Origin of the sequence: Streptacidiphilus sp. ASG 303 (genome assembly GCF_020991365.1) — a bacterium.
In the GTDB taxonomy this organism is placed as follows: Bacteria; Actinomycetota; Actinomycetes; order Streptomycetales; family Streptomycetaceae; genus Peterkaempfera.
Genome location: NZ_JAJLRA010000021.1, coordinates 98,130 through 106,763 on the forward strand (window position 1 = coordinate 98,130; position 8,634 = coordinate 106,763).

The 8,634-nt window shown below is 73.2% G+C and carries 3 protein-coding genes and 1 pseudogene; all 4 read left to right on the plus strand.

Annotated elements, in window-relative coordinates:
- The first annotated feature begins 275 nt into the window (after positions 1-275).
- On the plus strand, positions 276-5,795 hold the full coding sequence (gene pulA / locus LO771_RS22475; RefSeq protein WP_230745494.1) for a pullulanase-type alpha-1,6-glucosidase: 5,520 nt from the start codon (positions 276-278) through the stop codon (positions 5,793-5,795).
- Between the two features lie 517 nt (positions 5,796-6,312).
- Positions 6,313-7,707, plus strand: a complete 1,395-nt coding sequence (locus tag LO771_RS22480) for an ammonium transporter (RefSeq protein WP_230745496.1) — start codon at positions 6,313-6,315, stop codon at positions 7,705-7,707.
- Positions 7,704-8,042: a P-II family nitrogen regulator gene (locus LO771_RS22485; protein WP_230745498.1), complete on the plus strand. Its 339-nt coding sequence runs from the start codon at positions 7,704-7,706 to the stop codon at positions 8,040-8,042. Before LO771_RS22480 ends, LO771_RS22485 begins: the two co-directional genes overlap by 4 nt.
- 334 nt (positions 8,043-8,376) lie before the next feature.
- A pseudogene (locus LO771_RS22490) lies at positions 8,377-8,634 on the plus strand (glycosidase); the annotation flags it as partial.

Here is an 8,634-nt window from a genome sequence, read left to right on the forward strand (position 1 = left end):
TCCGACGGGCGGCCATCTCTCCGCGCGGCCCCCGACCCTCACCGGGGACCCGCGTGGTGCACCCGTCCGCCTGCCGCGAGGCCGCTCGGGTCAGAGCGGGGTCAGGGCGCCCGGAGGCCCTGCGGCGGTGCGATGTCGCGGAGGGTGCTGTGACGACCTTGCCCCTCCCGCGCGGGGGAGTCAAGACTTTGTTTGCAACACTTTCTGCATCTTGCTGAAACATATTGCAAGCCACTACGGTCCTCCCACCGATCCGCCTCAGAGGGAGTCCACCCGTGGCCGCATCGCCCGCGCAGCAGCCCCGTTCCACCGCCCGCAGGAGACCCGGACGCGCCGCGGCGCTGCTGGCGGCCTCGCTGATCGCCTCCACGGTGGGCGCCGTCCCCGCCGCATGGGCGGCCCCCGCGGCCCCCGCCGCCACCCCGCCCGCCCCGCCGTCGGACGCCGCGCTGGCCGCCACCGCCGCCCGGCACGACCTGACCCGGGAGCAGTTCTACTTCGTCCTGCCGGATCGTTTCGCCAACGGCAGCGCCGCCAACGACAAGGGCGGCATCACCGGCGGCCGCCTCGACCACGGGTACGACCCGGCCGACAAGGGCTTCTACCACGGCGGCGACCTCCAGGGCCTGATCGGCAAGCTCGACTACATCCAGAAGCTCGGCACCACCGCCATCTGGATGGCCCCGATCTTCAAGAACCGCCCCGTCCAGGGCGCCGGCGACAACGCCTCGGCCGGCTACCACGGCTACTGGATCACCGACTTCACCCAGGTCGACCCGCACTTCGGCACCAACGACCAGCTCAAGGAGCTGATCCGCAAAGCCCACGCGCGCGGGATCAAGGTCTTCTTCGACGTCATCACCAACCACACGGCCGACGTCGTCGACTACGCCGAGAAGACCTACACCTACCGCTCCCGCGGCGCCTACCCCACCCTGGACGCCGACGGCGCCCCGGTCGACGAGACCGCGATAGCCGACGCCAACGCGGCGCACGGCACCTCGTCCTGGCCGAGGATCACCAAGGACTCGTTCCCCTACACCCCGGTCTACGGCTCCGCCGCCGACGCGAAGGCCAAGACCCCGTCCTGGCTCAACGACCCGACGGTCTACCACAACCGCGGCGACTCCACCTTCGCCGGCGAGTCCGCGACCGAGGGCGACTTCTCCGGCCTCGACGACCTCGACACCCAGAACCCGCGGGTCGTCAAGGGCATGGAGCGGATCTACGAGCACTGGGTCAAGGAGGCCGGCGTCGACGGCTTCCGCATCGACACGGTCAAGCACGTCAACATGGCCTTCTGGCAGCAGTGGGCGACCGCGCTCAAGGAGTACGCCACCCGCCAGGGGAACAAGAAGTTCTTCATGTTCGGCGAGGTCTACTCCGCCGACACCGCCGTCACCTCGCCCTACGTCACCAAGGGCAGGCTCCAGGCCACCCTGGACTTCCCCTTCCAGAGCGCCGCCCGCACCTACGTCTCCCAGGGCGGCTCCGCCCAGGTGCTCTCCCAGCTCTACGGGCAGGACTACCGGTACACCACCGCCGCCACCGACGCCTACGAGCTGCCGACCTTCCTCGGCAACCACGACATGGGCCGGTTCGGCAACTTCCTGCAGAGCGACGACAAGGGCGCCTCCGCCGCGGACCTGCTGAAGAAGGACCGGCTCGCCAACGAGCTGCAGTTCCTCACCCGCGGCCAGCCCGTCGTCTACTACGGCGACGAGCAGGGCTTCACCGGCGACGGCGGCGACAAGGACGCCCGCCAGGACATGTTCGCCTCCAAGGTGGCGTCCTACAACGACGACACCGTGCTCGGCGGCGACCAGGGCTCCGAGGACCGGTACGGCACCTCCGGCCCCCTCTTCTCCGCCATCGCGAAGCTCGCGCAGCTGCGGAAGGAGAACCCGGCCCTCGCCGACGGCGCCCAGATCGAGCGCTACGCCGCCGACGGCCCCGGCGTCTACGCCTTCTCCCGCATCGACGCGAAGCAGCAGGTCGAGTACGTCGTCGCGGTCAACAACGCCGCCACCGAGAAGACCGTCACCCTCGACACCTTCTCCGCCGGCATGGGCTTCGCCCCCGTCTACCCGGCCGCCTCCGGCGCCACCGCCACCAGCGGCGCCGACCGGAAGCTCACCGTGACCGTCCCGGCGGGCTCCGCCGTGGTCTACCGGGCCGCCGGGAAGGCCGACGCCCCCGCCGCCGCCCCCGGGCTCACCCTCAAGGCCCCCGCCGACGGCTCCACCGGCACCGTCACCGTCGGCGCCGACGTCACCGGCGGCGGCTTCAACCGCGTCACCTTCGCCGCCCAGGTCGGCGACGGCGCCTGGCAGACCCTCGGCACCGCCGACAACGGGACCTACCAGGTCACCCAGGACCTCTCCGCCGTCGCCCCCGGCACCCCCGTGCGCTACAAGGCCGTCGTCGAGGACTCCGCCGGGCACCTGCGCTCCGCCACCGGCGGCTTCACCACCGGTGCGCCCGCCCCGCAGACCGGCGGCAGCGGCGCGGCCGCGTCCTACACGTACGCGATCGTCCACTACAAGCGCCAGGACGGCGACTACGACGGCTGGAACCTCTACACCTGGGGCGACATCGCCGACGGCGAGGGCACCACCTGGCCCGACGGCCACCCGTTCACCGGCCGCGACGCCTACGGCGCCTTCGCGTACGTCAAGCTCAAGCCCGGCGCCTCCTCCGTCGGCTTCGTCGTGGAGAAGAACGGCACCAAGGACTGGGACGGCGACCGCAGCATCGACCTGTCCAAGGGCCCCGAGGTCTGGGTCTCCCAGGGCAGCGGCGACGTCGCCACCCAGAACCCGAGCCCGGTCGCCCCGGACCCGTCCAAGGCCGTCATCCACTACCACCGGGCCGACGGCGACTACACCGGCTGGGGCATGCACGTCTGGACCGGCGCCGCCACCGGCACCGACTGGGGCAGCCCGCTCCAGCCCGTCCGCAAGGACGCCTACGGCGACGTCTTCGAGGTCCCCCTCGCCGCCGGCGCGACCTCGCTCAGCTACATCATCCACAAGGGCGACACCAAGGACCTGCCCACCGACCAGTCCCTGGACCTGAACGGCGTCGGCCGCGAGGTGTGGATCAACGGCGGCCAGGACGGCTACGTCCTGCCGCAGATCGGCACCAAGGGCGCCGACCTCGACGTCACCGCCGCCAAGGCCCAGTGGATCGACGCCTCCACCCTCGCCTGGAAGACCGACCTCCCGGCGAGCGCCAGCGCCCAGCTCGTCTACGACCCCGCCGGTGGCCTCACCGTCAAGGACGGCGCCCTCAGCAAGGACGGGTACTGGATCCGCCTGCTCCCCAAGGCCGGCGGCCTCACCGACGCCCAGCTCGCCAAGCACCCCGAGCTCAAGGGCTACAGCGCCTTCACCGTCGACCCGCGCGACGCCGGGCGCGTCACCCGCGCCCTGCGCGGCCAAGTGGTCGCCACCCAGCACAGCGCCTCCGGCGCCCTGATCGCCGCCACCGGCGTGCAGCTCCCCGGCGTCCTGGACGACCTGTACGCGGGCGCCGCCGCCAAGGCGCAGCTCGGCCCGGTCCTCCGCGACGGGAAGGCCACCCTCTCGCTCTGGGCGCCCACCGCGCAGTCCGTCAGCGTCAAGCTGTACGACGGCACGAAGGGCGGCGCCCCGGAGGTGCTGCCGCTGAAGCGCGACGACGCCACCGGCGTCTGGTCGGTGACCGGCCCCGCCTCCTGGAAGGGCCGCTCCTACGTCTACCGGGTCAAGGTCTGGGCCCCCTCGGTGCAGAAGGTCGTGGACAACCTCGTCACCGACCCCTACTCCGTCGCCCTCACCACCGACTCCGGCCGCAGCATCGTCGCCGACCTGTCCGACCGGGCCCTCAAGCCCGCCGGCTGGGACACCACCCCGGCGCCGAAGGCCGTCAAGCCCACGCAGCAGCAGATCCAGGAGCTGCACGTCCGCGACTTCTCGGTGGCCGACTCCACCGTCCCCGCGGCCGAGCGCGGCACCTACCTGGCCTTCACCCGGTCGCAGTCGGCCGGCATGAAGCACCTCAAGGCGCTCGCCAAGGCCGGTGTCACCACCGTCCACCTGCTGCCGACCTTCGACATCGCCACCATCCGCGAGAACCGCGCGGACCAGAAGCTGCCCGCCTGCGATCTGGGGGCGCTCGCCGCCGACAGCGACAAGCAGCAGGAGTGCGTGGCCGCCGTCCAGGCCGACGACGCCTACAACTGGGGCTACGACCCGCTGCACTACACGGTCCCCGAGGGCTCCTACGCCACCGACCCGAGCGGCACCGCCCGCACCGTGCAGTTCCGGCAGATGGTGCAGGCCCTGCACCGGGCCGGCCTGCGGGTCGTCCTGGACGTGGTCTACAACCACACCGCCGCCTCCGGCCAGGACGCCCACTCGGTGCTCGACAAGGTCGTCCCCGGCTACTACCAGCGGCTCTCCGCCGCCGGCAAGGTCACCACCGACTCCTGCTGCGCCGACACCGCGCCCGAGCACGCCATGATGAACAAGCTCGTCGTGGACTCGGTCGTCACCTGGGCGAAGCAGTACAAGGTGGACGGCTTCCGCTTCGACCTGATGGGCCTGGACCCCAAGCAGACCATGCTGGACGTCAAGGCCAGCCTGGCGAGGCTCACCACCGCCCGCGACGGCGTGGACGGCCGGAACTCCTTCCTCTACGGCGAGGGCTGGAACTTCGGCACGGTCGCCAACGACGCCCGGTTCGTGCAGGCCACCCAGGCCAACATGGCCGGCACCGGCATCGCCACCTTCAACGACCGCATCCGCGACGCCGCCCGCGGCGGCAACTTCATGCTCTCCTCGGCGCAGCAGCAGGGCTTCGCGTCCGGCCTCTACACCGACCCCAACGGCAGCGACGCCAACGGCACCCCCGCCGAGCAGAAGGCCCGCCTGCTGCACCAGATGGACCAGGTGAAGGTCGGCCTCACCGGCAACCTGGCCGGGTACTCCTTCACCGACACCGCGGGGAAGGCGACCACCGGCGCCGGCGTGGACTACAACGGCTCGCCGACCGGCTACGCCGCCCAGCCGGGCGAGGCCGTCGAGTACGTGGACGCCCACGACAACGCCGACCTGTTCGACGCCCTCGCCTACAAGCTGCCGACGGCCACCCCGGCCGCCGACCGGGCGCGGATGCAGGCGCTGGCGCTGGCCACCACGGCCTTCGCGCAGGGCCCGGGCTTCGCCCAGGCCGGCAGCGACCTGATGCGCTCGAAGTCGCTGGACGCCAACTCCTTCGACTCCGGCGACTGGTTCAACGCCATCCACTGGGACTGCAAGGACGGCAACGGCTTCGGCCGGGGCCTGCCGATGGCCGCCGACAACCAGTCGATGTGGCCGGTCGCCAAGTCCCTGCTCGCGAACCCGGCGCTCAAGCCGGGCTGCGACGCGATCGAGGGCGCGAGCGCGCAGTACCAGCAGTTCCTGAAGATCCGCCAGTCCTCGCCGCTCTTCGCGCTGGACACCGCGGCCCAGGTCCAGCGGCGGCTCTCCTTCCCGCTCTCCGGCACGGCGGGGGAGACCCCCGGCGTGATCACGATGCACCTGGACGGCACCGGGCTGGCCGGCGCCGAGAAGGGCCTCACCGTGGTCTTCAACGCCACGCCGCAGGCCCAGAAGCAGACCGTGGCGGGCCTGAAGGGCACGCACCAGGCGCTGCACCCGGTGCAGGCCGGCGGCGCCGACCCGGTGGTCAAGGGGTCGTCCTTCGACGCTGCGGACGGCACCTTCACCGTCCCGGCCCGGACGGTGGCGGTCTTCGTCCAGAAGTGACCGTCCAGAGGTGACAGACGGCCGACGGCGGCCGGGTGCGGGACACCGCGGCCGGACCGCCGCGGCCGGTGACGGGCCCGCCGGTGCACAGTGCACCGGCGGGCCCGGCCCGTGTCCGGGGCGCCCCGCAGGCGGTCTGCGGGCCGTCCGGGAGCAGCGGTCCGCGCGGGGCCGCAGGAGGCCCTCCCGCGCCCTTCCGCGCCCTTCCGGCGGCCCGGGAGGGACTCCGTGCCGGGCGGCGCGGTGCGGGGCCCCGGGGGCCCGCACGGCAGCCCCGGAACCCCGGGCCCCGAGCCCCGGAACCCCCGGCCCCGACCCCCGGGGCGCCCGCAGCGGCGGTGAGGAGTTCGAAACCCCCGCGCAACACGAAACATCCGGGAAACACCCCCGTGCGCCCGCGGTAACGGCCGCCCGCGAGGCTTCCCCGGACGGCCGGTCCGGACCCGCCCACCCGGCTGCCCGCCTGTCCGGGCCGGGCCGCGCCGCGCCGCGCCGAAGGGGAAGGTGACCCACCGACATGCCGACCGGAATCGACACCGGCGACACCGCCTGGCTGCTCGCCAGCACCGCGCTCGTCCTGCTGATGACCCCCGGCCTCGCCCTCTTCTACGGCGGCATGGTGCGGACCAAGAGCGTGCTCAACATGATCATGATGAGCTTCGCCTCGATCGCCGTGGTCACCGTGGTCTGGCTCGCCGCCGGCTACAGCCTCGCGTTCGGCCCCGACCTCGGCGGCTGGGGCCTGCTGGGCGGCCTGGAGCACGCGGGCCTGCGCGGCATCGGCCCCGCCTCCGTCACCGGCCACGTGCCGACCCTGCTCTTCGCCGCCTTCCAGCTCACCTTCGCGGTCATCACCGCGGCGCTCATCAGCGGCGCCGTCGCCGACCGGGCGAAGTTCGGCTCCTGGGTGGCCTTCACGGCCGTCTGGACGCTCCTGGTGTACGCCCCCGTGGCGCACTGGGTCTTCTCGCCCGACGGCTGGGTCCTGCACCGCCTGGGCGCGCTCGACTTCGCCGGCGGCACGGTGGTCGAGGTGAACTGCGGCGCCTCCGGGCTCGCCCTCGCGCTGCTGCTCGGCCCGCGCATCGGCTTCCGCAAGGAGGCCATGCGGCCGCACAGCCTGCCGCTCGTGCTGCTGGGCGCCGGGCTGCTCTGGTTCGGCTGGTTCGGCTTCAACGGCGGCTCCGCGCTCGGCGCGAACGGCCTCGCGGCCGCCTCCCTGGTGAACACCCAGGCCGCCGGCTGCACGGGCCTGCTCGGCTGGCTGGCGGTGGAGAAGCGCCGCGACGGGCACGCCACCACCCTCGGTGCCGCCTCCGGCGCGGTGGCGGGCCTGGTCGCCGTCACCCCCGCCTGCGGCTCGGTGGACGTCCTCGGTGCCCTGCTCATCGGCCTGGCGGCGGGCGTCGTCTGCTCGTACGCGGTCGGCTGGAAGTACCGGCTGGGCTACGACGACTCGCTGGACGTGGTGGGCGTGCACCTGGTGGCGGGCGTCATCGGCACGCTGCTGATCGGCCTGTTCGCGGTGCGGGCGATGACCGGGGGCGTCGAGGGGCTGCTGCACGGCGGCGGGTTCGGCCAGCTGCCGAGGCAGGCCGCCGCGGTGCTCGCGGTCGGCGTCTACGCCTTCGCCGCGACGTACGGCATCGGCAAGGGGGTCGAGCGGGTCATGGGCTTCCGGGCGCCCGCCGAGCACGAGACCGCGGGCCTGGACCTCGCCGTGCACGCCGAGACCGCCTATGATCACGGCGTCCTGGGGCACGGCACCGCCCAGGTGGCGCGCCCCGCCCGTCCGGTGTCCGCCGGTCCCGGCCGCCCCGGCCCGGCCCCCGACGGCCCGGCTCCCGACGATCCAGCCCCCGCCCGCCCGGGCGCCCCCGCCCTCCAGCCCGACAGGACACCGCCCGCATGAAGCTGATCACGGCCGTCGTCAAGCCCTTCAAGCTCGACGACGTCAAGACCGCGCTCCAGGAGCTCGGCGTGCACGGCCTCACCGTCACCGAGGCCAGCGGGTACGGCCGCCAGCGCGGCCACACCGAGGTCTACCGCGGCGCCGAGTACCGGATCGACCTGGTCCCCAAGGTGCGGATCGAGGTCGTGGTGGAGGACGCCGACGCCGAGGCGGTGATGGAGGCCGTCGTGGCGGCCGCCCGGACCGGCCGGATCGGCGACGGCAAGGTGTGGTCGGTGCCCGTCGACGGGGTCGTGCGTGTGCGCACCGGCGAGCGCGGCCCGGACGCCGTCTGACGCTTCGTCCGTTCCTCGCCGAGGGCCTTCCCGCGATCTGCGGGGAGGCCCTCCGACGTGCCGGCCACGGGCCGCTGCGGAGCTCTTGACGGCGCACCACCGGGGTCCTACCTTCTGCAAACAGCAAGTTTCCTGCAAGTTTCAGTGAGCTTGCAGCAACCGTCTGAACGGTCTTGCGGGCCGAGCATCTCCGCCCCCCACCCTCACCGACGGCCTCCACCCACCCCGACGGGCCGCCCCCGGCCCTCCAGGAGACACCGTGGACAACCGCACCCCCGCGCGCCCGCACGCGCGCCGCCGCCCGCGCTCGGCCGGAGCCCTCACGGCCGCCGCCGTGCTGGCCCTCTCCGCCGGCGCCGGCATCGTCCTCAGCCCGCAGGCCAACGCCACCCCGCCCGGCAGCAAGGACGTCACCGCCACCCTCTTCGAGTGGACGTACGACTCCGTCGCGAAGGAGTGCACCGACACCCTCGGTCCCAAGGGCTACGGCTTCGTCGAGGTCTCCCCGCCCCAGGAGCACATCCAGGGCTCCCAGTGGTGGACCTCCTACCAGCCCGTCAGCTACCGGATCGCCGGCCGCCTCGGCGACGCC